The sequence below is a fragment of the Agromyces sp. NPDC060279 genome (genome assembly GCF_042726785.1).
Lineage (GTDB): Bacteria > Actinomycetota > Actinomycetes > Actinomycetales > Microbacteriaceae > Agromyces.
On the sequence record NZ_JBHXBK010000001.1, the window covers coordinates 1,355,442 to 1,377,136 of the forward strand.

Annotated in this window: 21 protein-coding genes; 10 read left to right on the plus strand and 11 right to left on the minus strand. The window is 73.3% G+C overall.

What is annotated here, in order from left to right; genetic code table 11:
- Positions 1-32 precede the first annotated feature (32 nt).
- The 5 genes from ACFWE1_RS06380 to ACFWE1_RS06400 are packed head-to-tail and all read right to left on the minus strand — an operon-like array spanning position 33 to position 5,152.
- Positions 33-848 carry an ABC transporter ATP-binding protein gene (locus tag ACFWE1_RS06380; RefSeq protein ID WP_376932633.1) on the minus strand — a complete coding sequence of 272 codons (816 nt, stop codon included), beginning with the start codon at positions 846-848 and terminating at the stop codon, positions 33-35.
- Complete coding sequence (locus tag ACFWE1_RS06385) at positions 845-1,690, minus strand: ABC transporter ATP-binding protein (protein WP_376932634.1); 846 nt, start codon at positions 1,688-1,690, stop codon at positions 845-847. The genes ACFWE1_RS06380 and ACFWE1_RS06385 overlap by 4 nt, the downstream gene beginning before the upstream one ends.
- On the minus strand, positions 1,687-2,565 hold the full coding sequence (locus ACFWE1_RS06390) for an ABC transporter permease (protein WP_376932635.1): 879 nt from the start codon (positions 2,563-2,565) through the stop codon (positions 1,687-1,689). The genes ACFWE1_RS06385 and ACFWE1_RS06390 overlap by 4 nt, the downstream gene beginning before the upstream one ends.
- On the minus strand, positions 2,562-3,518 hold the full coding sequence (locus ACFWE1_RS06395; RefSeq protein ID WP_376932636.1) for an ABC transporter permease: 957 nt from the start codon (positions 3,516-3,518) through the stop codon (positions 2,562-2,564). The genes ACFWE1_RS06390 and ACFWE1_RS06395 overlap by 4 nt, the downstream gene beginning before the upstream one ends.
- Positions 3,515-5,152: an ABC transporter substrate-binding protein gene (locus tag ACFWE1_RS06400; RefSeq protein WP_376932637.1), complete on the minus strand. Its 1,638-nt coding sequence runs from the start codon at positions 5,150-5,152 to the stop codon at positions 3,515-3,517. Before ACFWE1_RS06400 ends, ACFWE1_RS06395 begins: the two co-directional genes overlap by 4 nt.
- 262 nt (positions 5,153-5,414) lie before the next feature.
- On the opposite strand from ACFWE1_RS06400, the gene ACFWE1_RS06405 reads away from it, so the two are divergent.
- The 7 genes from ACFWE1_RS06405 to ACFWE1_RS06435 are packed head-to-tail and all read left to right on the plus strand — an operon-like array spanning position 5,415 to position 12,992.
- Positions 5,415-6,104, plus strand: a complete 690-nt coding sequence (locus ACFWE1_RS06405) for a hypothetical protein (protein WP_376932638.1) — start codon at positions 5,415-5,417, stop codon at positions 6,102-6,104.
- Complete coding sequence (locus ACFWE1_RS06410; RefSeq protein WP_376932639.1) at positions 6,101-7,429, plus strand: amidohydrolase family protein; 1,329 nt, start codon at positions 6,101-6,103, stop codon at positions 7,427-7,429. Before ACFWE1_RS06405 ends, ACFWE1_RS06410 begins: the two co-directional genes overlap by 4 nt.
- Positions 7,426-8,811, plus strand: a complete 1,386-nt coding sequence (locus tag ACFWE1_RS06415) for a dihydroorotase family protein (RefSeq protein WP_376932640.1) — start codon at positions 7,426-7,428, stop codon at positions 8,809-8,811. Before ACFWE1_RS06410 ends, ACFWE1_RS06415 begins: the two co-directional genes overlap by 4 nt.
- Positions 8,808-9,893: an aminopeptidase gene (locus ACFWE1_RS06420; RefSeq protein WP_376932641.1), complete on the plus strand. Its 1,086-nt coding sequence runs from the start codon at positions 8,808-8,810 to the stop codon at positions 9,891-9,893. Before ACFWE1_RS06415 ends, ACFWE1_RS06420 begins: the two co-directional genes overlap by 4 nt.
- Positions 9,890-10,645 (plus strand): (S)-ureidoglycine aminohydrolase, encoded by a 756-nt coding sequence (allE, locus tag ACFWE1_RS06425; RefSeq protein ID WP_376932642.1) that lies wholly within the window; start codon positions 9,890-9,892, stop codon positions 10,643-10,645. Before ACFWE1_RS06420 ends, allE begins: the two co-directional genes overlap by 4 nt.
- Entirely contained in the window at positions 10,635-11,912 is a 1,278-nt protein-coding gene (locus tag ACFWE1_RS06430; protein WP_376932643.1) for an amidohydrolase family protein, read from the plus strand. Before allE ends, ACFWE1_RS06430 begins: the two co-directional genes overlap by 11 nt.
- A 42-nt stretch (positions 11,913-11,954) precedes the next feature.
- Complete coding sequence (locus ACFWE1_RS06435; protein ID WP_376932644.1) at positions 11,955-12,992, plus strand: LacI family DNA-binding transcriptional regulator; 1,038 nt, start codon at positions 11,955-11,957, stop codon at positions 12,990-12,992.
- Between the two features lie 106 nt (positions 12,993-13,098).
- Here ACFWE1_RS06435 and ACFWE1_RS06440 read toward each other — a convergent pair whose 3' ends face one another.
- The gene (locus ACFWE1_RS06440) at positions 13,099-14,232 is read right to left on the minus strand and encodes a hypothetical protein (protein WP_376932645.1); all 1,134 of its coding nucleotides are present in this window, start codon (positions 14,230-14,232) and stop codon (positions 13,099-13,101) included.
- Positions 14,233-14,374: 142 nt separating this feature from the next.
- On the opposite strand from ACFWE1_RS06440, the gene glsA reads away from it, so the two are divergent.
- Positions 14,375-15,439, plus strand: coding sequence for a glutaminase A (gene glsA, locus ACFWE1_RS06445; protein ID WP_376932646.1), 1,065 nt, complete (start codon positions 14,375-14,377; stop codon positions 15,437-15,439).
- On the plus strand, positions 15,436-17,064 hold the full coding sequence (locus tag ACFWE1_RS06450) for an MFS transporter (RefSeq protein WP_376932647.1): 1,629 nt from the start codon (positions 15,436-15,438) through the stop codon (positions 17,062-17,064). Before glsA ends, ACFWE1_RS06450 begins: the two co-directional genes overlap by 4 nt.
- Positions 17,065-17,079: 15 nt before the next feature.
- On the opposite strand, the gene ACFWE1_RS06455 is transcribed toward ACFWE1_RS06450, so the two are convergent.
- The 4 genes from ACFWE1_RS06455 to ACFWE1_RS06470 form a co-directional block, all read right to left on the minus strand.
- Positions 17,080-17,637: a hypothetical protein gene (locus ACFWE1_RS06455; protein ID WP_376932648.1), complete on the minus strand. Its 558-nt coding sequence runs from the start codon at positions 17,635-17,637 to the stop codon at positions 17,080-17,082.
- A 7-nt stretch (positions 17,638-17,644) separates the two neighbouring features.
- The gene (locus tag ACFWE1_RS06460; RefSeq protein WP_189083372.1) at positions 17,645-18,052 is read right to left on the minus strand and encodes a DUF4383 domain-containing protein; all 408 of its coding nucleotides are present in this window, start codon (positions 18,050-18,052) and stop codon (positions 17,645-17,647) included.
- 93 nt (positions 18,053-18,145) lie between these two features.
- On the minus strand, positions 18,146-18,874 hold the full coding sequence (locus tag ACFWE1_RS06465) for a FadR/GntR family transcriptional regulator (RefSeq protein ID WP_376932649.1): 729 nt from the start codon (positions 18,872-18,874) through the stop codon (positions 18,146-18,148).
- A gap of 32 nt (positions 18,875-18,906) precedes the next feature.
- Positions 18,907-19,431, minus strand: coding sequence for a RidA family protein (locus ACFWE1_RS06470; RefSeq protein ID WP_376932650.1), 525 nt, complete (start codon positions 19,429-19,431; stop codon positions 18,907-18,909).
- A 137-nt stretch (positions 19,432-19,568) separates the two neighbouring features.
- On the opposite strand from ACFWE1_RS06470, the gene ACFWE1_RS06475 reads away from it, so the two are divergent.
- Entirely contained in the window at positions 19,569-21,161 is a 1,593-nt protein-coding gene (locus ACFWE1_RS06475; protein WP_376932651.1) for a purine-cytosine permease family protein, read from the plus strand.
- A 60-nt stretch (positions 21,162-21,221) separates the two neighbouring features.
- Here the strand turns inward: ACFWE1_RS06475 and ACFWE1_RS06480 are convergent, their stop codons facing one another.
- Positions 21,222-21,659: an iron chaperone gene (locus tag ACFWE1_RS06480; protein ID WP_376932652.1), complete on the minus strand. Its 438-nt coding sequence runs from the start codon at positions 21,657-21,659 to the stop codon at positions 21,222-21,224.
- Positions 21,660-21,695 lie beyond the last annotated feature (36 nt).

Consider the following 21,695-nt stretch of genomic DNA (forward strand, 5'->3'; position numbering starts at 1 on the left):
CTCCTTGCGGGGGATGCGGGACGGACGGGCCGTCACGCGAGCTGACGGAGGAAGGTGCGGCGGTCCCGGGAGACCTGATCGGGGTCCCATCCGGGTCTGGGCACGCTGCTGAGGAGCAGGCGCGTGTACGGGTGCTGCGGATCGCGCAGCACCCGGCTCGTCTCGCCGGACTCGACGACCTCGCCGCGGAACATCACGATGAGCTCCTCGGTGATCGAGCGGACGACCTCGAGGTCGTGGCTGACGAAGACGATGGCGACGCCGGTGTCGGCGCGGATCCGCGCCAGCAGCCGGAGGATCTGCGCCTGCACGGAGACGTCGAGCGCGCTCGTCGCCTCGTCGAGGAACAGGAGGCGCGGGGATGCCGCGAGCGCCCGTGCGATCGCGACGCGCTGCCGCTGCCCGCCCGAGAGCTCGCGGGGCAGGGCGCGGCGGGCGCGCTCGGGAAGGTCGACCTGGTCGAGCACCTCACGCCGGCGGGCCGTGCGTGCGGCGCCGCGGAGCGCGGTGTGCAGCGAGATGATCTCGTCGATCGCCTCCTCCGGCGTCTGCCGGGGGTCGAGGCTCTGGTAGGGGTCCTGGAAGACCATCTGCATGATGCCGGCCCGCTCGTGGCGGGCGCGCCGGGAGGTGCGGGCCTCGAGCTCGGTGCCGGCGACGACGATGCGGCCGGCGTCGGGCTGCTCGATGCCGGTGATGAGCCGGGAGAGCGTCGTCTTGCCGGAGCCGGACTCGCCGACGACGCCGAGCGATCCGCCCGCGGCCAGCTCGAAGGAGACGTCGGTGACGGCCTTCACCCGACCGTGGTCGTACGTCTTGCTCAGGCTCTCGACGGTGAGGATGCTCATGCGGCGCCTCCGATCGGCGTCGGCGCCTCGGCGTCGAGCCGGGAGGGCATCGCGTCGAGGAGCTTGCGGGTGTACGGGTGCTCGGGCCGCTCGAACACGTCGAGGGCGGGGCCCTGCTCGACGACGACGCCGGACTGCATGACGTGGATGCGGTCGCAGCTCGCCGCGGCGAGGTCGAGGTCGTGGGTGACGAAGACGATCGCGAGCCCGCGCTCCTCGCGGAGCCGCCGCAGGAGGCCCATGATCTCGGCCTGGGTGGTGACGTCGAGCGCGGTGGTGGACTCGTCGGCGAGGAGCAGGCGCGGCTCGGTGGAGAGCGCCGAGGCGATCATGACGCGCTGCAGCATGCCGCCGGAGAGCTCGTGCGGGTAGCGCTCGGCGAGCGTCTCGGGGTCGGGCAGGCCGACCTCGTCGAGGAGCGAGACGACCTGCTGCGCGGCGCGGGCGCGGCTCCAGCCGCGGGTGCGGCGCAGCCCGTCGGCGACGAACGCGCCGATGCGCTGGTAGGGGTTCACGTGGGCGCGGGGGTCCTGGAAGATCATGGCGGCGATCTCCCGGCGCACCTGGAGCACCTCGCGGCGGCCGGCGCCGACGAGCTCGCGTCCGGCGACCCGCACCGAGCCGGTGATCCTCGCGCCCTTCGGCGAGAGGCCGACCGCGGTGCGCAGCGTCATCGACTTGCCCGAGCCCGACTCGCCGACGAGGCCGACGATCTCGCCCTCGGCGCACGAGAGGCCGACGCCGTCGAGGATCCGCGCCGCGGCCTCGCCCTGGCCGACGTCGAGCCGGAGGTCCTCGATCGCGAGCACCGGGCCATCCACCTGCCGGTTCGAGCCGCTCATGCGCTCGTCCTCCTCACACGCTCCGCGATGCCCTCGCCCAGCAGGCTGAAGCTGACGACGGCGATGACGATGACCGCGCCCGGCGCGAGGGCCGGAGCGGGCGATCCCTGGATCAGCGCGGCCTGCCCGGCGGCGACCATGGCGCCCCAGTCCGCCTCGGGCGGCTGCACGCCGAACCCGAGGAAGGACAGGCCCGCGAGGTCGATCATCGCGTAGCCGAAGCAGAGCGAGGCCTGCGCGAGCACGAAGGGGGCGATGTTCGGCACGAGGTGCAGCGAGGTGATCCGCCAGGCCGACATGCCCTGCAGCTCGAGCGCCCGGATGTAGGGCGTCTGCCGTTCGGCGAGCGCCACGCTCCGCGTCGTGCGCGCCATGTACGGGATGTACGCGACGGCGAGCGCGGCCACGGTCGAGGCGAGGCCGGGACCGAAGACGGCGACGATCAGGATGGCGAGCAGCACGCCAGGGAAGGCGAAGAGGATCTCGACGAAGCGGGAGGCGGTCGCGTCGACCCAGCCGCCGCGCCAGGCCGAGAGCACGCCCACGGCGACGCCGATGAGGGTGGAGCCGAGCACGACGCCGAGCGGTCCGAGGAGGGAGATGCGGGCGCCCCAGATGACCCGGGAGAGCACGTCGCGGCCGGCCTCGTCGGTGCCGAGCAGGTGCGCGGCCGACGGCGGCTGCAGCGCGTCGATGAGGGAGACCTGGTTGGGGTCGTAGGGCGCGATCACCGGGGCGAGGATCGCGACGAGCACGAGCACGCCGAGCGCGATGAGCGCGGCGAGGGTGAGCGCGTTGCCGCGATGGCGGATGGCGAGCCACGAGCGGCGGGTGAGCAGATGCGTCGAGCGCGTCTCGGTGGTGGGGAGCGTCACCTCGCGCCTCCCTTCGCCCGGGCGCGGGGTTCGAGCACCGGGTAGAGCAGGTCGACGACGAGGTTCGAGAGCACGAACACGGCGACGATGATGAGGATGACGGCCTGCACGACGGGGAAGTCCTTCACGTTCACGGCCTGCACGAGGAGCGAGCCGATGCCGTTCAGGCCGAACACCGTCTCGACGATGGTCGTCGTGACGAGCAGGCCGGAGATGACGAGGCCGGCGAGGGTCACGACGGGCACGATGCCGCCGCGGAACGCCTGCCCCCAGATGACGCGCGAGGAGGAGAAGCCGCGCACCCGGGCGGTCTCGACGTACTCCTTGCCGAGCGCGCCGATCATCGAGGTGCGCGTCGTCCTCAGCACGAGCGCCGCCGAGGAGAGCGCGAGCGCGATCGCCGGGAGCGTCAGGTGCCAGAGCCGGTCGCCGAAGCCCTCGCCCGCGCCGAAGGCGGGGAACCAGCCGAGGGTCACCGCGAACAGGGAGGTGAGCGCCATCGCGACCACGAAGGACGGGGTCGCCATCGCGACGGTGCTGACGACGATCGCCGTGCTGTCGACCCCGCCGCGCTTCACCGCGGCGAGGACGCCGACGAGCACGCCGACGACGAGGATCAGCACCGCGGCGTAGCCGACGAGCAGCGCGGTCGTCGGCACCCGGCTGGCGATGAGCTCCGCGACGGGCTGGCGGAACTGGATCGAGAGGCCGAAGTCGCCGTGCACGACGCCGCCGAGCCAGAGCACGTACTGCGAGAGGAACGGCTCGTCGAGGTGGTACTGGTCGCGGATCGCCTGCAGCGTCTCCTGCGTCACCGAGTTGCCGCGCACGAGGAAGGACTCGGGCGAGCCGGGCGCGAGGTACATCGCGCCGAAGACGATGAAGGAGGTCGCGAGCAGGACGAGGGCGAGGGAGCCGACGCGCCGGGCGAGCGGGAGCAGCCAGGCGCTCATCCGGCGGCCCCGATCATCGCCGCCCACGGCGAGTGCAGCTGCACGTACGAGGCCGGGGCCCCGGTGGCGCGGGCGTTCAGGAACATCGTGTTGTAGGGCGCGTAGAGCGGGATCCAGAGCGACTCGTCGACGACGATCCGCTGCGCCTCGATGATGGATGCCGCGCGCTCGGCGGGGTCGGACTGGGTGCCCGCCTGCGCGATGAGGGCGTCGTAGTCGGGGTTCGAGAAGCCGAAGAAGTTGTAGAAGTTGCCCGTCTCGAAGTAGCGGTACATCTGCAGCGGGTCGGCGAAGTCGGTGCCCCAGGCGGTGAGGTAGAGGTCGATGCCCTTCCGCGCCTCGGCGTCGGTGTAGACGGCGTAGTACTGGTCGACGGGGACCGAGCTGATCTCGACGTCGAGGCCGATCTTCGCCGCGGCGGACTGGATCTCGGCGCCGATCACGGGCGTCTGCGCCTCGGCGCTCGTCGTGGCGAGCACGATGGGCTCGGTGGGCGCCGTGGTGGTGGCGAGCAGTTCCTTCGCGGCATCCAGGTCGAGGGTCGCCGAGTCGATGTCGTCCCAGGCGGCCTGGAAGGCGTCGCGCTCGTAGCCCCAGGTGCCGGGCACCGCGGGGGCGCGCTGCTCCTGGCCGGCGCCGGCGATGGCGACGTCGATGATGGCCTGCCGGTCGATCACCATGGAGAGGGCCTCGCGCACGACGGGGTCGGCGAGCGGGCCGGTGGGGTCCATCACGATGGCGTTGTAGCCCTGCGTGCTCGGCCCGTAGTACACGGTGCCGACGCCGCTACCCGAGAGCCGGGTGATCGCGGAGGGGGCGACCTCCCAGGTGCCGTCGAGCGAACCGGAGAGCAGGCCGTTCACGACGGCGGCGGGGTCGCGCACGATGGCGAACTCGACGGTCTCGGTCTTCGCCCGCAGCTCGGGGTCGAAGTAGTCGTCGTCGCGGACGAGGGTGATCGTCTGCCCGGAGTCCCAGCTGTCGAACTCGTACGGCCCGATGCAGTTCACGCCGCCCTGGGGCGTGCCGTAGCGCTCGCCGAGCTCCTGCACGGTGGCGGCCCGCTCGACGATGCCGGCAGGGCTCGACAGGTAGGCGTTGAACAGCTCGTCAGGGGCGCTCAGGGTGACGGTGACCTCGAGGGGCCCGGTCGCCGCGATCGAGTCGACGTTCGCGAACGCGCCCGACCAGAACGAGCCGGCGGCGGGGTCGAGGTGGCGCTGCAGGCTGAACACGACGTCGTCGGCGGTGAGCGGCGAGCCGTCGTGGAAGGTCGCCCCGTCGCGCAGGGTGTAGACCCAGGTGGTCGGGTCGGGGTGCGCGAAGGACTCGGCGAGCGCGGGCTCGAGCGAGAGGTCGGGGGCGAGGCGGAGCAGACCCTCGCAGACGTTCGCAAGGATCGAGCCGGTCGTGTTGTCGGCGTTGTAGATCCAGTCGAGCGAGGCGGGCTCGCTCGACATGGCCCAGGTGATGCGGTCGAGCTCGCCGGCGGGCGCCGGGGTGAGCTCGACGACCTCGACGGCCGCGTCGCCGCGTTCGGGTGCCGCGGGCGACGCGCACCCGGCGAGCACCACGACGGCCGCGGCGCCTCCCGCGATCATGGCCCGTCGTGCGGCCTTGGCTGTGCGCCTCATCACTGCTCCTCACCTCGTCGTGGGTACGTGCGATCGACGGCGTTCCGGTTGCGGTCAGGGGGGGTTCCGCCTGCGGTGGCCGATGGGGGCCGTCTGCCGATGAGTAAACACGGCGGCCTGGATCGCTGTCAAGCGAATGGAACGTTCTTTTTTTTGAATGGAACGTTCCTTTTCGCTTCGGCATGGGCTACCGTGAGGTCCGGCGACGACGTGGTCCGGTGGCTTCCCGGCACGTCGAATCCGTGATGCGAAGGAGCGAGACGTGAGCCAACCGTGGATCCTGATCACCGGCAACGGCGGGTTCGGCGACACCGCCGAACGAGCCGACCTGCGCTACCCGGTCAACCCGAGTTCCGAGCTCGCCGCCGAGCTCGACGGGGAGACCGTGGCGGGGCACCTGCTGGTCGGCCGGAGCCTCGCCTGGCACCGCCACCCCGCCGAGGCGCTCGCCCCGATCCTCGACGAGGCCGGCACGCCGCCCGCCGTCATCCTCTCCACCGGGGTGTTCTCCGGCCGCAGCACCGTCTCGATCGAGCGCATCGCCGCGAACGTGCAGGACTTCCAGTTCGCCGACGACGACGGCTACCGCCCCGCCGGCGACCCCGTCTACGCCGATGGCCCGACCGCCTACCTCGCGACGGTGCCGATCAAGGCGATCACGCACGCGATCCGCGAGCAGGGCATCCCCGCGCTGCTGTCCAACTCGGCGTCCACGCACGGCTGCAACGCCGTCATGTACACCGCGCTGCACCTCGTGGCCGAGCGCGGCCTCGGCAGCCGCGCCGGCTTCATCCACCTGCCCGACACCCCCGGTCACGTCGCCAGCCTCGGCAGCAACGGCCCGAGCATGGACCTCCGCCTCCAGGCCGAGGCCGTGCGCATCGCCGCCGCCGCCGCGATCGCGAACCCCGGCGCCGACCTCGACGTCCCCGCGAACGAGTGGGAGTGGTGAGCGGCATGCCGACGAACGCCCCCGCCCTCCTCGTCACCGGCGCCGCCCTGCACGGCCGGCCCGGCACGCACGACGTGCTGCTCCGCGACGGCGCGGTCGCCGCGATCGAACCGAGCGGCTCCATCGGCGCCGACGCCCTCGCCGAGTGGGCCGACCGCGCCGGCGCCGAACGGCTCGACGCCCGCGGCGGCCTGCTCGCCCGCGCCTTCGTCGAACCGCACCTGCACCCCGACAAGTCCTTCAGCCTGTCCGAGCTCGACCCCGCCGAGGCGTCCGGGCTCGACCACTTCGCCCGCTCCAGCCGCATCAAGGCCGGCTTCACGCCGGAGCGGGTCGCCCGCCGGGCCCGCCGGGCCTTCGAGCTCGCCGTCGCGAACGGCGTCACCCGGCTTCGGGCGAACATCGACATCGACTCCATCGCCGGGCTCCGCGGCTTCGAGGGCGTGCTGCAGGCGCGCGACGAGGTGCGCGGCATCCTCGACGTCGACCTCGTCGCCTTCCCGCAGGAGGGGCTCGGCCGCGACCCCGGCGCCCTGCCCCTGCTGCGCGAGGCCCTCCGCTCGGGCGCCGACCTCATCGGCGGCTGGCCCAACGTCGAAGAGGGGGATGCCGCGCAGCGCGCGCACGTCCGCACCGTCTTCGAGCTCGCCGAGGAGTTCGACGTCGACGTCGACATCCACGCCGACTGCTGGCTCGACGAGCGCGAGCGGATGCTCGAGGTGATCGCCGACGAGACCATCGCCCGCGGCTACCAGGGCCGCGTGCTCGCGAGCCACTGCTGCGGCATCGAGCGCTACGCCGAGGAGGACGCCCGCCGCGTCGCCGCCCGGGTCGCCGAGGCCGATGTGCGCGTCGCGATCATCCCGCTGAACCTCGTCGACGGCGGCCCCCGCGGGCTCTCCCGCCCGCACGAGCTGCGCCGCGCCGGTGCCGAGCTCGTCGTCGGCAGCGACAACCTGAACGACGGCTGGTACCCGCTCGGCACGCTGAGCCCGCTCGACCGCGCCTACATGACCCTCGTCGGCGGCGGATTCGACGACGACGACGACGACGTCGACCTCGTCTGGCACATGGTCGCCTCGGGCGCGGCGCACGCGCTCGACGATCGCGGCCGGGCGGATGCCGAGGCCTGGCGCGCCCCGGACGTGACGGCGGGCATGCCCGCCGACCTCGTGCTGCTCGGCGCCCGCGACCGGCTCGAGGCGCTCCGCCGCCCGGGCGGCCCGATCACCACGATCAAGGCCGGGCGGGTCGTCGCCCGGCGGAGCGTCAACGAGGCCGTCGTGGATCCCGCCGACCGCCCCGCCGTCGGGGTCCGCGCATGAGCCGCGTCGAACTCGCGGTCGTCGGCGAGCGGGTGCTCCTCGGCGACGAGCTCGTGCCCGCCACGGTGCTCGTCGAGGGCGGCCGGATCGCGGCCGTGCGCCGTGGGGCCGACCGCGAGGTCGACGCCGAACGCGTCTTCGACGCCGGCGAGGACGTCGTCTCCCCCGGCTTCGTCGACCTGCACGTGCACTTCGACAACCCCGGCGACGACCTCGCCGCCGACTACCGAATCGGCACGGCGAACGCCGCCCTCGGCGGCTGCACCTTCGTCATCGAGCACCCGTTCACGACCCCGCCGACGACGACCGCCGCGCGCTACGCGGCCAAGTCCGAGCTCGGCGCGCACGGCGCGATCGTCGACTTCGGCCTGTGGGGCGCGCTCACCGGGCCCGGCCTCGGCGAGCTCGGCGGGCAGCGCGAGCTCGGCGCCCCCGGCTTCAAGGCCTTCCTGCCCGAGAACGACATGGACTACCCCTCGGCGAGCGACGACGACCTTCGCCAGGGGCTCGCCGAGACCGCGCGGCACGGCGGGCTCGTGCTCGTGCACGCCGAGGATCGCGAGGGGCTGAGCGCCGCGATCGCCGCCGAGCGCGCCGCGGGCCGCACCGGCTACGCCGCCGTGCTCGCGGCCCGCAGCCCGGAGCTCGAGCTCGAGGCCGTGCGCCGCGTGCTCGCGATCGCCGAGGAGACCGGCGGGGCCGTGCACTTCGTGCACCTCTCGCTGCCGGAGGCGGTCGACCTCGTCACCGCCGCACGGGAGCGCGGCGTCGCCGCGAGCTGCGAGGTCACCGCCCACCACCTGCTGCTCGATGCCGAGGACTTCCTGCGGCTCGGCTGGACCGCGCTCTGCGCGCCGCCGTTGCGCGCCCGGCCCGAGGTCGAGGGCATGTGGCGGCGGCTCCGCGACGGGGCGATCGACGCCGTCGTCTCCGACCACTGCGTCTACTCCGTCGCCGACAAGGCCGTGGCCGAGCACGACGCGCTCGGCGGCCCGTTCGGCATCCAGAGCGCCCGCGAGTTCGCCCCGCTCTTCCTCGACGAGGCGCTGCGGCGCGGCTGGACGCTGCCCGAGGCACTCGCCCTCGTCACGATCCGCCCGGCCGAGCGCTGCGGCGCGGCGCCCGCGAAGGGGCGCCTCGCGCCCGGCGCGGATGCCGACCTCGTGGTGCTGCAGCTCGGCGAGGCCCGGCCGGTGCAGGCGTCCGGCCAGTTCGGTCCCGACCGCTGGTCGCCCTACGCGGGCCGGCCGAGCACCGTCCGGGTGCGTGCGACCGTCGCCCGCGGCGAGTTCGTCGTGCTCGACGGCGGGCTCGTGACCGACCAGGGGCCCGGCGCCTTCGTGCCGCTCGCCGTCCCGGCGCCCGCGAGGAGCTCCGCGTGAGCGGGCCGGACGCGAGCAGCGCCGCGACCGGGCTCCAGCGCCCGAGCGCGCTGCCGCCCGTCAGCGACGCGGACCTCGACCGCGGGGCGCGCGAGCTCATCGACACCTGCCTCGCCGTCGGCGCGAGCGACCGGGTGCTGGTCCTCGCCGACGAGGCGACCCTCGGGCTCGCCGAGCGCATCGTCGCCGCGGCCACCCGTGTCGCCGCGGACGCCCGGCTGCACCTCGTGCCCGGGCTCGACGACGACTACCCGGCCGCCTTCGCCGAGATCGAGCGGGCGATCACCGGGCACCGGCCCACCGTGACGGCGTTCGCCGCGCGCGACGGCGACGACCGCCTCGCCTGGGACGAGCGCTTCTGGGCGCTGCTCGACGCCGTGGGCGCGAGGCACGCCCAGCTCACCGCGCTCGACCGGCCGAGCCTCGGCATCGGCCTCGCCGCCGACTACCGCGAAGTGGCCCGCTTCAGCGAGCTCGTCCGCGACCGGCTCGGCGGCGGGACGACGGCCGAGGTGCGCAACGCCCTCGGCACCGAGATCCGCTTCACCCTCGACCCGGACCGGCCCTGGACCGCGTTCACCGGGCTCTACCACGCGCCGGGTGAGGGCGGCCGGCTGCCGCAGGGCGAGGTGTTCTGCTCGCCGATCGGCGCCGACGGCGTCATCGCGGCGAGCGTGCTCGGCTACCCGTTCAACGCCTCGACCGGCCTGCTCGCCGACCCCGTGCGCTTCGAGGTGCGGGGCGGCCGACTCGTCGGGCTCGAGCACCCCGACGCGGAGCTCGCCGCGCGGCTGCGCGCCTGGTTCGACCGCGACGAGCACGCCGGCCGCATCGGCGAGTTCGCCGTCGGCACCAACCGCGCCTGCACGGCGCTCAGCGGGAACCTCCTCTTCGACGAGAACGTCCCCGGCTGCCACATCGCCCTCGGCCATCCCTTCGGCGACTACACCGGGGCGCACTGGCACTCGGAGGTGCACGTCGACCTCGTCGTCGAACGCCCGACCATCACCGTCGACGGGGCACCGCTCCTCGTCGACGGCCGCTACCCCGACCCTCTCCCAGCCGATTGGAGCCCCGAGTGACGAGCTACCGCAACGACTACCTGAGCGCGAGCCGCGGCCGCGTCGGCGACCGCTACTACCTGATGACGCCCGACACGATGGTCGAGAACACGCTGCCCGGCCTGCCGCCGTACGCGGCGACGGTGCTCGCCGCCCCGCAGGGCAGCCCCGCCCGCTTCGGCCAGTACCTGCTGCAGCTCGAGGCCGGCGCCGCGAGCACGCGGCCGCAGGGCGCGGGCTTCGAGAACTTCCTCATCGCGCTCGACGGCGCGCTCCGGGTGCGGTCCGCGGGCGAGGAGTGGCGGCTCGAGGACGGCGGCTACCTCTTCCTCCCCGAGGGCCGCACCTTCGAGCTCGAGGCCGTCGCGGCCTCCCGCGCCCTGTGGGTGAAGAAGCGGTACCTCGCCGTCGAGGGCGTCGAGGCGCCGCCCGTCGTGGCCGGCCGGCTCGGCGACGTCGTCGGCATCGACGACGACGGCATCGACGGCAGTTACGGGCAGCTGCTGCCCGACGACGAGCGCTTCGACCTCGCGATGAACGTGATGCGCTTCCAGGGCGGAGCCCGGTTCCGCATGGTCGAGATCCACCACCAGGAGCACGGCCTCTACCTCCTCGAGGGCGGCGGCGTGTACCACCTCGACGGCGAGCACGTCGACGTGCAGCAGGGCGACTTCATCTACATGGCGCCGTACTGCACGCAGGCCTTCACGGCGACCGGCCCTGAGGCATCCGCCTACCTGCTCTACAAGGACGTGAACCGCGATGGCTTCTGAGACCGCCCAGCTCATCGTGCGCGGCGCCCGGCTCGACCGGGACGCCGCGGGCGCCGGCGCGCCGGCGGGCGCGCTCGTGGACGTCGTCGTCCGCGACGGCGCGATCGCCGCCATCGGACCGGATGCCGCGGCCGGCGCGACCGCCGAGGAGGTGATCGACGCCGGCGGCGGCCTCGTGACCACCCCGTTCGTCGAGCCGCACAGCCACCCCGACAAGGTCTACAGCCGGCAGCGGATCGCGGAGCTCGGCCTCGTCGCCCACGGCCCCCGCTCCGTGCTCATGCAGCGCCAGCGCGACCTGAAGGCGGCGTTCACCGTCGACGACGTCGCCGAGCGCGCCGGCCGCTTCCTGCGCGCCTCGGCGCTCGAAGGCGTCGGACTGCTCGCCGGGCAGGCCGACATCGACTCGGTGACCGGGCTCGCCTCCGTCGAGGGCGTGCTGCGCGCCCGTGCCGAGTGCGACGGCGTCATCGAGACCGTCGTCACGGCGTTCCCGCAGGAGGGAATGGTCGGCGACGCGCGCGCCTACGGGCTCGTCGCCGAGGCCCTCGCGATGGGTGCGGACCGCGTCGGCGGCTGGCCCAACAACGAGGCCGACGACGAGGCGCGGCTCACGCACCTGCGGCTCGTCTTCGAGCTCGCCGAACGGTTCGGCCGCCCGATCGACATCAACGTCGACTACTTCACCGACCCGAGCGAGCGCCTGCTCGAACCGCTCGCCGAGCTCACCGTCGCGTACGGCATGCAGGGGCTCGTCAACGCGAACCACGTCGGCGCCCTCGAGACCTACGCCGACGACGACGCCGCCCGCGTGATCGAGAAGGTCGCCGAAGCCGGCATCGCCATCACCGTCTGCCCCTCGAACCTGCAGAGCTCGTACCCGTACCGCGGCGTCTCGCGGCCGAACGAGCTGCTCGACGCCGGGGTCACCGTGACGATCGGCACCGGCAACCACGAGGACAACTGGGAGTCGCTCGGCACCCTCGACCCGCTCGAGCGCGCCCGCTTCGCGTGGCACGCGCTGCCGCTCGCCGACCGCACGGGCGAGGGTGTGGACGACGCGTGGCGGATGGTGACGAGCTCGGCCCGCGCCGCCGTCGGCCGGCCGGCCCCGCGGCTCGAGGCGGGCGCCGAGGCCTCCTTCGTCGTGCTCGCCGCGGGCGACCGCCTGCACGCGTTGCGCAACGAGGCCGGGTCGCGGTGGACGGTGCGCCGCGGCGCGCTCGTCGCGTCGCGCCGTGTCAGCACCGAGCTCGTCTACAGTTGATGGCGTTCCCCGCGCCTGGTGCCGACGGAGAGGTCGAGGTCCATGACGGAGCGTGATCAGCCGGCGACGAAACGCGTCACCATCCACGACGTCGCCCGCGAGCTCGGCCTGTCCACGAGCACGGTCTCGGCCGCGCTCAACGGCAGCGGCAAGCTCCGTCAGTCGACCAGGGACCGGGTGCAGCGCACCGCGGACGAGCTCGGCTACCGGCCGAGCCGGGCGGCGCTCGCCTTCCGCCTCGGCCGCACCGGCACGATCGCGTTCGCCCTGCCCTCGGTCGACGAGGGCGCGGTGCCGATGCTCGACCTCGACTTCTACATGACCGCGGCGCGCGCGGCCGCGACGAAGGCCTTCGAGGCCGGGTACGCGCTCACGCTCACACCGCCGACCGTGACGAGCGAGGACGGCTGGCGTCTCATCGGCGCCGACGGGGTCGTGCTCTGCGACCCCGTGCGCAACGACGAACGGCTGGCCGCGCTCGAACGGCTCGGCACGCCGGTCGTCACGGTGGAGCGGGATGCCGCGCGCCCCGACTGGCCCTACGCCGTCACGAGCGATCACGGCGAGAACATGCGCACGCTGCTCGATCACCTGCACGAGCAGGGCGCCCGGCGGATCGCGCTGATCAGCGCGGACGCGAGCTGGTCGTGGGCGGAGGAGAGCGCGGCGGCGTACCGCGACTGGGCGGCCGAGCACGGGATGCCGGAGCTCGTGCGGCTGATCCCCCTCGACCACGCCCACAACGACCCCTACGAGTCGACGCTCGCCCTGCTGCGCGGCGCCGAACGGCCCGATGCCGTCATCGCGACCGCGGAGCAGTACCGCGAGGGCGTGCTGCGGGCGGCCCGGGACGCCGAGGTGCGGATCCCCGAGGACGTGCTCGTCGCCGTGGGCATCGACAGCCCGGGGTCCGAGCGGCACGACCCGCCGCTCACCGCGATCGACCTGCAGCCCGACCGGCAGGCGGAGCTCGCCGTCGGGATGCTGCTGCGCCGCATCGAGGGCGAGCCGATCGACGGTCCGCAGCTCTCCGACGCGGTGCTCCGCGTGCGCGGCAGCACGGTGCGCCCGGTTCGCTGAGCCCGCCTGGTTCGCTGAGCCCGTCGAAGCGACCTCCACCGCTTCGACAAGCTCAGCGGACCAAGCTCAGCGAACCAACGCTTCGACAAGCTCAGCGAACCACGCGCTACACGCAGCGGCCGGCCTCGGCGATCTGCTCGTCGCTCGGCCGCCCGTAGGCCTCGATGCCGGAGCCGGGCACGTCGTAGCCTGCGGCGATCGCCCACGCGGTCGCCCACATCTCGTCGTCGCTGTCGAACACCGCGCTCTCGAAGATCGGCGTGCACTCGGGCCGCACGACCTGGGTGTGCCCGACCTCGTGCACGACGACCGCCTTGGCGTTCACGTCGTCGGCGTAGCTCCAGTCGATCGAGTAGCTGAGGTGCAGCTTCGCCCAGCCCCCGTCTCCGTACCAGTACTGCGCAGTGCCCGAGTACCACTCGTCGCTCGAAAGCCCATTGACGACGTGGTCCCACGCGAAGTCGAGGTGCACGCCGTGCGCGATGGAGCGGGCGAACTCCTCGATCGGTCCGCGGCTCGCGTACTCGGGCGCCGCCCGGCGGGCCGTCTCGGCGGTCTGCGAGGCGCGCACGGCCGCGACGGCGGCGGCCAGCTGCTGGTACCCCTCGGCACTGTCGTCCTGCTCCACGAACCAGGACTCGCCGTCCTGGGCGATCGCGTGCATGGCGGGCACGCGCGACTCGTAGCTCGCGACCGTGCTCGCGTCGAGCACGGCCTGCGCGTCGGCGGCGGCGTCCGCGTAGAACGCGGTGCGCGCCTCGGCGAGCTGCTGCTCCGCGGCGTGCAGGCCGGCGAGGCCCGACTCGGCCTCCTGCTGCACGGCGCCGAGCCGTGCGGTGCGCTCCTGGGTCGCGACCGCTTCGGCGAGGCTCGTCCAGACCGGCGTCAGCGGCCCGCGATCGTAGGCGGGCGGCTCCGGCAGTTCGAGCGCGGCGTCGTCGATGACCTCGCGTGCGGACGCGACCTCCGCCGTCAGCGCCTCGGCGAGCGCGGGGTCGCCCAGGCCGTCCACGAACGCGCCGGCGAGCGCTTCGCCCTCCAGGACCTGTCCTCTCGCGAGCGTCGTCGCGCCGCGCAGGTCGCCGAGCGCGTCCTCGGCGCGGGACTCGGCGGCCGCCCCGGCGATCACGCCCTGCGCGACGACGGCGTCGGCGAGCGCGGTCGTGCCGAGCACGAGGCCGAGGGTGCCGAGGGCCGCGGCGCCGAGCACCGGCAGCCCCCACTTGATGCCGTCGTTCACGCGTCTCCCCGCCTCGTCCCGCCATCCCCCACGATCGCGCCTGGATGCAGCGTAGCGAGCGGGCGATCCGCGGGCCACGGGCACTCCCGGAGGAGGGGCCGCCGGGTCTAGACTCCGAGCGACATCTCTGGGGGGAGGGTGCATGTTCGAAGCCGATGTGGCGGACATCGCCCAGCACGCATCGACGGGAGGACTCCCGGCCCGGCTCGGCGAGACGGTGGCGGCCGCGCACCGCCGCTACGCGGGGCTCGACGAGGGCGTCGTCGCCGACTACATCCCGATCCTCGCCGAGGCGGACCCGGCGCACTTCGGCCTCGTCGTCGCGCAGGTCGACGGCGCGGTGCACCGGGCGGGCGACGCCGGGGTGGCGTTCTCGATCCAGTCGATCTCGAAGGCGTTCGTGTTCGCGCTCGTCTGCGAGGCGATCGGGCACGAGGCCGTGCACGAGATCGTGGGCGTGAACAACACGGGGCTCCCGTTCAACTCGGTCATGGCGATCGAGCTGAACGGCGGCAGTCCGATGAACCCGATGGTGAACGCCGGGGCGATCGCGACGACCGCGCTCGTTCCCGCTGCCACGCCCGCCGAGCAGTGGGAGCTTGTGCGCACCGGGCTGTCCCGTTTCGCGGGCCGCGAGCTCGCGCTCGACGGCGAGGTGTACCGCTCCGAGGTCCTGACGAACCAGCGCAACCAGGCGATCGCGCGGCTGTTGCAGAGCTACGGACGGCTGGATGCCGACCCGCTCGCGGTCGTCGACGTGTACACGAAGCAGTGCGCCCTGTCCGTCACGGCCGAGGATCTCGCCGTGATGGGCGCGACCCTCGCCGACGGCGGGGTGAACCCGGTGACGGGCGAGCGCGTCGTCTCCGCGGAGGTGTGCCGCGACACGCTCGCGCTGCTCGCCTCGTGCGGCATGTACGAACGCTCGGGCGAGTGGCTGTTCGAGATCGGCCTGCCGGCGAAGTCGGGCGTGGCCGGCGGCATCGTCGCGGTCGCCCCGGGCAAGGGGGCCGTGGGCGCCTACTCCCCCCGCCTCGACCCGGCCGGCAACAGCGTGCGCGGCCAGCGCGCCTGCGCCTACCTCTCGCGCGCGCTCGGTCTGAACCTGTTCGCCTCGACGGCCGCGCCCGCCGCGGCATCCGCGCGGCCCGAGGCATCCGTGCGGCCCGAGGCATCCGCATCGTCCACCGAAGGGAGCCGCGCATGACCGCGCAGACCGCCGCACCCCGCGCCGAGGAGCGCCGCTCCTGGGCGCCCATGATCGGGCTGTTCCTCGCCCAGGTGCTGATGTCGTTCAACGTCGCCGCGCTGCCGATCTCGCTCGGCGGCATGGTCGAGGACTTCGGCGTGCCGCCCACGGTCGCGAGCTCGACGATCGTGGTCTACGGCCTCGCCGTCGCGGCCCTCGTGATGACGGGCGCGAAGCTCGGCCAGCGGGTCGGCTGGGTGCTCATCTTCCGCTGCGTCGTCGTCGTGTTCGGCGTGTCCTCGGTGCTGATGATCCTGTCGCCGACGATCGGCTGGGCGATCGCGGGCCAGGTGCTGGCCGGGGCGTCCGCCGCGATCATCGTGCCCTCGCTCGTCGCGCTCATCGCGGAGAACTACCGCGGCGCCCAGCAGGCGACCGCGGTCGGCTCGCTCGGCTCGGCTCGAGCCTTCTCGGGCATCAGCGCGTTCCTCATCGGCGGCACGCTCGGCACGCTCGTCGGCTGGCGGCCGGTCTTCATGATCACGCTCGGCCTCGCCGTCGCGGTCTTCGCGCTGAGCTTCGGGCTGCGCTCGGACAAGGGGGATGCCTCGGTCCGCATCGACCTCGTCGCCTCCGCCCTCATCGGCGGGGCGATCGTGCTGCTGACGCTCGGCTTCAACAACCTGAACGCCTGGGGCATCGTGCTCGCCGAGCCCGGCGCACCGTTCGACGTGCTCGGCCTCTCGCCCGCGCCGGTCTTCGTCGTGCTGGGCCTCGTGCTCGGGCAGGCGTTCTTCCTCTGGACGAGACGCCGGATGCGGCTCGGCAAGGTGCCCCTCGTCGACCTGTCGGTGCTCGGCAGCGCCCGGGAGCGCGCCGCCGTCTACGCGATGTTCATCATCGTCGCGATGGAGGCGGCGGTGAACTTCACGGTGCCGACGTACATCCAGGTGGTGCAGGGGCGGACGCCGTTCGACACCTCCCTCGCGATGATGCCGTTCAACCTGACCGTCTTCGTGACGGCGACGCTCATCGTGCGCTTCTACCGGCGCTACAGCCCGCGCACGATCGGGCTCTTCTCGTTCGGGCTGACGACGGCCGCGCTCGTCTGGCTCGCCTTCGTCGTCACGAACAACTGGGAGACGCTGCCGACGATCCTCGGGCTCGTCGTGTTCGGCATCGGACAGGGCGCGCTCGTGACCCTCGTATTCAACGTGCTCGTGACGGCGGCGCCGAAGGAGCTCGCGGGCGACGTCGGCTCGATCCGCGGCACGACGCAGAACCTCGCCTCGGCCGTCGGCACGGCGGTGATGGGCGCGCTGCTCGTCACGATGCTGAGCCTGAACTTCACGCAGGCCGTCACCGAGCACCCGGAGCTGCCGGACGAGCTCGTCGCCCAGGTCGACCTCGACCAGGTGAACTTCATCAGCAACGACGAGCTGCGGGAGAAGTTCACCGAGACCGATGCGAGCGTCGAGCAGATCGATGCGGCCGTCGCGATCAACGAGGAGGAGCGGCTGCGCACCCTGCGGATGGGCTTCCTCGTGCTCGCGGGGCTGAGCCTCGTGGCGGCGCTGCCCGCGTCGCGGCTGCCGCGGTACACGCCGGAGGAGATCCCCGACCCCTCGCCCGCGGGCGAGTAGCCGGGGCCTCGCCCCTCAGTGCTGGTGCAGCTCGCCGTGCGGGACGGCGAGTTCGCCCGGTTCGGTGCCGGCGAGGGCCGGCGTCGCGAGGGCGGCGACGAGCGCGGCGCCCGCGACGAGTCCGAGGGTGGCTGCCACGGGATGCCGCGTCCGGGTGGCCGCGGGTGCGGCCGGGGATGCGGATGCCGGCGCGGCATCCCGGGTCTGATCGGGCCCCTGGCCCGGAGTGCCTGCGTCGCGCAGCCGCGCCGCCGCCCCGACCGCGACGACGAGCGCGAAGCCCGCCGCCGCGATCGTCGGCAGCCCGGCGAGGCCGAGCGCCGGCGCCGCGCCCGCCCCCACGACGAGCGCGAGTCCGACGACGACCGTCAGGCCGACGGCGAGCGTCGTGCGCGGCAGCACCGCGCCGCCCGCTCGGAGTGCGGCGAACGCCCAGGCGAGCGCGGCGAGTCCGGCCGCGGCGAGCACCCCCATGGCGACCGGGCCCGTCGCCCCCGCGGCGAGCGCCGCGAGGACGAGCCCGGCGCCGAGCGCGGCGAGCGCCGGCCAGCTGCGGAGCGCGGCGGGGAGCACGGCGGCCTCAGGCCGTCGCCAGCCGGCCGCCGCGCTCGGCCCCGAGGCCGACGCCGAGCAGCACGAGCGCGCTCGCGAGGTGCAGGAAGTGGTCCGGCGTGTTCAGCGCGAGGATGTTCGCCGCGGTGCCCGCGAGGAAGAACCCGACGATGCCGAGCAGCAGGTAGGCGGCGCCCACGATCGTGTTGACGGTCTTCGCCGCACGCGCGCTCATGAGGCCGGCGACGAGCAGCGCCGCGCCGATCAGGAGGTGCGCGATGTTGTGCAGCGGGTTCACCGCGAAGATGCCGAGCAGCAGCCCGCCCTCGGTCGCGACGAACGAGACGCCGCCCGTGACCGCGAAGCCGAGCAGTCCGACGAGCAGATAGACCGCGCCGAACACCGTGGCGACGATGCGGTTCGGTGAGTTTCGCATGGTTCCTCCTTGATCACGGGCCCGTGCGGGCCGTCAGGTGGGATTCGGAACCGTCGCGGCAGCGGATTGGAGGAGATGCGGATGTCGCGCCGCTCAGGCGGGGAGCGCCTCGGCGCCGGGCTGCGGGGCCGCGATGACGTCGGCGATCTGCCCGAGGTGGGCGGCCATCGCCTCGTGGGCGGCGGCGGGGTCGCCCGCCCGGATGGCGTCGGCGATGCGGCCGTGCGCCCGGTGGGAGCGCAGCATCCGTTCGAGGCTCTGCAGCGTCTCGTCGCGCGAGGGCGCCGTCCACTCGTTCACGACGTCGATGAGCTCGACGAGCATCGCGTTCTGCGCGAGCGTGGCGACCGTGGTGTGGAACTCGAGGTCGAGCGCGACGAGGCGGGCGGCGGAGGGCTCGGGACGGCCGAGCTCCTCCTCCGCCGCAGCGAGCACCCGGTCGAGCGCGGCGAGGCCCGCGGCATCCGCGCGCAGCGCCGCCCGCTCGGCCAGCGGCGGTTCGACCACCCCGCGGAGGTCCATCACCTCGGCGAGGAGCCGTTCGCTCGGCGGCAGCACGCCGCGCAGCGAGTCGGCGAGCTTGGGCCGGGCGACGGCCTCGACCACGCTGCCGCGGCCGGGCCGTCGGCTGACGAGACCGCGCATCTCGAGGGCGGAGAGCGCCTCGCGCACGGTGCTGCGGGCGACGCCGCCGAGCTCGGCGAGTTCGCGCTCGCTCGGCAGCTTGTCGCCCGGCTTGAGCTCGCCCGACTCGATGAGTTCGAGCAGCCGGTTGGCCAGTTTCTCCGGCGCGCCGGCGTCGCGCGAGACCTTGAGATCCACCTCGGCCTCCCGTCGCGCGCCCCACTCGAGTGCTACGACTTTATCTCCACGGTGACCCAGTTCTCGAAGGAGGATCCGCCGGCGAGGCTCGTCACGCCGATCGTCGCGCGGCCGCCGAGCCCGGCGACCGGGCCGAACACCTCGGCGAAGAGGTCGCTGTAGCCGGAGGAGACGCGGTGCACCTCGGTGAACTCGGGCGTCGACACGACGAAGCAGAGCGAGCGGACGACGGCCTCGACGCGGTCGAGGGAGCCGAGGGCGAGGCGGATGCCGCCGAGGCAGTTCAGTGCGGTGAGGCGGGCGGCCTCGTAGCCCTCCTCGACGGTGAGCGTGTCGCCGAGGCGCCCCGGGTAGCGCACCGTGCCGTCGGGCTGGTCGGGGGTGTGGCCGCTGAGGAAGAGGATGTTCCCCGAGATGTGGTGCGGCTTCATCGAGCCGTAGACGTCGGCCCCGTAGTACCCCTCTTTGGCGAAGTCGGGGATCTCGAGTCCGAGCCGCGCGACGCGCTGCTCCGGGGTCTCGGCCGTGGCGGCGGCCTGGTCCTGCGTGTCCGTCATGTGACCTCCTTGTCCGGTTTCGCGCCGGATTCCCGGCGCTGCGCGGATCAGTATTGCACTGGTCCGACCATCAGACCATACTAGTTCCGATCCCCCAACTGGTCTGACCATCAGACCCCGACGTCCGGAGGAGCTCGATGACGACTCAACTCCCTGCTCTCGCCCCGCTCGACGTGCAGCACCACGACGACCCCAAGGTCGTCAAGGAGGCTGCCACCGAGGATTACACGACCCACGTCGTGCCGCTCTCCTGGCGGATGCCCCGGCCATCCCTCGCGATGTCCTTCTACGCGCTCGTGAGCGGCATGTTCTACCTCGTGACCGCCGCCACGCTCGCGGCGACCGTCGGCACGACCGACGCGCTCATCGGCATCGTGCTCGCCTGCGCCGCGTTCGGCGCGCTCGGCTACGCGTTCAGCCGCTACGCCGCGCGCACGGGCCTCACGGTCGCCCTCATGTCGCAGCGCATCTTCGGCACCTCCGGCTCGCTGCTCGGCGCCCTCGTGCTCGCGGCCACGGCCATCTACTACGCGGTGTTCGAGTCGTCGATGATCGCGAACGCCTTCCATGTCGCGTTCCCGCAGCTCTCGCTCGCGCTCTGGAGCGCGATCGCGGTCGCGATCAACCTGCCGCTCGTGATGGGCGGCATCCGCCGGTGGATGGACAAGTACAACGCCATCCTGCTGCCCGTCTACTGGATCGGCCTCATGGTCGTCGTCGTCATGCTCGCCGTGCGCAACGACTCCTCGGGCTGGCTCGCGCACCCGCCGCAGGAGGGCGCCGACTTCGCCGCCCCGGGCTGGCTCTACGCCTTCTTCGTCTACCTCGGCGTGCTCGTGCTCATGATGTTCACGGTCGACTTCGCCCGCTTCGGCAAGCCCGAGCAGGCCCGCTCGAACGGCATCGCCGTGTTCGGCCCGGTCTTCTACGCCTTCGTGTACCTCGCGAACGGCCTCATCGGCATCTTCATCGCCTACAGCGCGGGCCTCGACGGGGCGGTCTCCTCCGAGCTCGTCGGCAACACCATGGTGAGCCTGCTCGGCGGCTGGGGGCTCTTCCTCGTCTGGGTGACGCAGGCCCGCATCAACACGGCGAACTTCTACGTCGCCTCGACGAACATGGAGGCGCTCGTCTTCCGCCTGTTCCGCGTCCGCGTGCCGCGCGTCGCCGCCGTGCTCTTCTGCGGCGCGATCACCTACGTGTTCATGCTGACCGACGTCGTCAGCTACCTGCTCGTCGCCCTCGCCTGGCAGGGTGCCTTCATCGCCTCGTGGGTCGGGGTGGCCCTCGTGCACCTCGTGCGCACCTGGAACACCCGCGAGCTCGAGGAGTTCCGCGCCGGGCGCGTCCGCCGCTTCACCTGGAACGGCGCCGTCTGGGTCGCGACCTCACTGCTCGGCATCCTGCTCTACCAGTTCGGCGGGGCCTTCGGCGCCGCGTGGTCGACGCCCATCACGCTCGTGCTCGCCGTCGTGCTCGCCGCCGTCGTGGACCGCACCGGCCGCGGCGGGCTGCTCCGCCGGGCGCACGACCCGCGCAGCGAGGTCGACGACCCCTGGGAGGCGCGCGTGCGCTGCCACGTCTGCGACCACAGCTACATCGCCGTCGAGATGGACCGCGACCCCAGCGCCGAGGGGCAGCCGCCCATCTGCGCCGCGTGCGGCGTGCTGAGCACGGCGTACCTGCAGGCGAGCCGCCGCGAGCACGCTGCCCTCACCGCAGCGGGCTGATCGCCGAGCCCCCGGATGACGCGGCCGGGCGGGATCCGCGGATCCCGCCCGGCCGCGTCGTCAGCCGACGGCGCGGCGGACGAGCTCGGTGACCTCGCGCTCGACGGCCGCCGTCCACGCGCGCACCGCGAAGCCGACGGGCCAGAGGTCTCCGTCGTCGAGCTTCGCCCGATCCTCGAAGCCGATCGTCGCGTAGCGGGTCTTGAACTTCTTCGCCGGCTGCAGGAAGACGACGATCTTTCCCTCGCCGTTCGCATAGCCCGGCATGCCGTAGTACGTCTTCGGCACGAGCTCCGGCGCGACCTCGTGCACGACGCGGTCGAGCCCCTCGGCCAGTTCGCGGTCCTCGGGCTCGAGCGCGGCGATCGCCTCGCGCACCGCCGCCTCGCCAGCGGCCCGGCTCTTGCCGGCCTTCTCCTGCTCGCGCAGTTCCTTCGCACGCTGCTTGACCGCCGCGCGCTCCTCCGCGCTCAGTCCGGATGCCTCGTCCTTCGCCATCAGCGGCACTCCTCCCCGCGGGCCCCGCCCGCGCGT

Bases quoted from the DNA above. Each gene is read 5' to 3' on its own strand.
- ACFWE1_RS06395 (WP_376932636.1), bottom strand. From the start codon at position 3,518: ATGAGCGCCTGGCTGCTCCCGCTCGCCCGGCGCGTCGGCTCCCTCGCC.
- ACFWE1_RS06480 (WP_376932652.1), bottom strand. From the start codon at position 21,659: ATGGCGAAGGACGAGGCATCCGGACTGAGCGCGGAGGAGCGCGCGGCG.
- ACFWE1_RS06460 (WP_189083372.1), bottom strand. From the start codon at position 18,052: ATGCGAAACTCACCGAACCGCATCGTCGCCACGGTGTTCGGCGCGGTC.
- glsA (WP_376932646.1), top strand. From the start codon at position 14,375: ATGTTCGAAGCCGATGTGGCGGACATCGCCCAGCACGCATCGACGGGA.
- ACFWE1_RS06385 (WP_376932634.1), bottom strand. From the start codon at position 1,690: ATGAGCGGCTCGAACCGGCAGGTGGATGGCCCGGTGCTCGCGATCGAG.
- ACFWE1_RS06450 (WP_376932647.1), top strand. From the start codon at position 15,436: ATGACCGCGCAGACCGCCGCACCCCGCGCCGAGGAGCGCCGCTCCTGG.
- ACFWE1_RS06380 (WP_376932633.1), bottom strand. From the start codon at position 848: ATGAGCATCCTCACCGTCGAGAGCCTGAGCAAGACGTACGACCACGGT.
- ACFWE1_RS06470 (WP_376932650.1), bottom strand. From the start codon at position 19,431: ATGACGGACACGCAGGACCAGGCCGCCGCCACGGCCGAGACCCCGGAG.
- ACFWE1_RS06415 (WP_376932640.1), top strand. From the start codon at position 7,426: ATGAGCCGCGTCGAACTCGCGGTCGTCGGCGAGCGGGTGCTCCTCGGC.
- ACFWE1_RS06435 (WP_376932644.1), top strand. From the start codon at position 11,955: ATGACGGAGCGTGATCAGCCGGCGACGAAACGCGTCACCATCCACGAC.
- ACFWE1_RS06475 (WP_376932651.1), top strand. From the start codon at position 19,569: ATGACGACTCAACTCCCTGCTCTCGCCCCGCTCGACGTGCAGCACCAC.
- ACFWE1_RS06400 (WP_376932637.1), bottom strand. From the start codon at position 5,152: ATGAGGCGCACAGCCAAGGCCGCACGACGGGCCATGATCGCGGGAGGC.
- ACFWE1_RS06430 (WP_376932643.1), top strand. From the start codon at position 10,635: ATGGCTTCTGAGACCGCCCAGCTCATCGTGCGCGGCGCCCGGCTCGAC.